This window comes from Treponema socranskii subsp. socranskii VPI DR56BR1116 = ATCC 35536 (assembly GCF_000468115.1).
GTDB classification, from domain to species: domain Bacteria; phylum Spirochaetota; class Spirochaetia; order Treponematales; family Treponemataceae; genus Treponema_D; species Treponema_D socranskii.
Window position 1 is genome coordinate 1 of the sequence record NZ_AVQI01000046.1, and the last position, 553, is coordinate 553.

Sequence of the window (553 nt, forward strand, 5' to 3'; positions counted from 1 at the left end):
CGTGCCGTTTACTTCTGTGCCGTTAAGCTCCCACTTTTCAAGATCGTAGCCTTGAAGCGGTTCTGCCGTAAAGGTAAGCACAGTGTTTTCGGCTACCATGCCGTCATCGCTCAGTGCGGGTGTTACTTTTACATTGCCGCCTATATTGCGGTCAAGCTCTACCTTGTACTTTGTTACCAGCGGCGGTGTGGGCGGGGTGCCTCCGCCTGAATCGCTGCCGTTCGAGCAGCTTATCGCCAGACCTGTAAGCAAAACTGCGGCTGTGATGAGCGCCGCGGAGCCTCTAAAGGCATGCGCCTTTTTCTTACTGCTTGTTTTCATAAACAACTCCTTTCAGTAAAAATCGGTGAAAAAATAAAAAAACGCACGAGGGACAGTGCGCCCTTCGTGCGTATTGTGCGGAGAGTATAATATGCGCCGCTTATGCGTAGGCGATCAATGTACAGCGGACGGGCGGAATCCGCCCTTAGCAGAGAAGCAGAGAAGCAGAGAAGCAGAGAAGCAGAGAAGCAGAGAAGCAGAGAAGCAGAGAAGCAGAGAAGCAGAGAAGCAG

General features: G+C 51.9%; 1 pseudogene. It reads right to left on the reverse strand.

From position 1 onward, the window contains the following. Nucleotides 1-321, reverse strand: a pseudogene (locus tag HMPREF0860_RS06150) (leucine-rich repeat domain-containing protein); the annotation flags it as partial. Between the last annotated feature and the right edge of the window lie 232 nt (nt 322-553).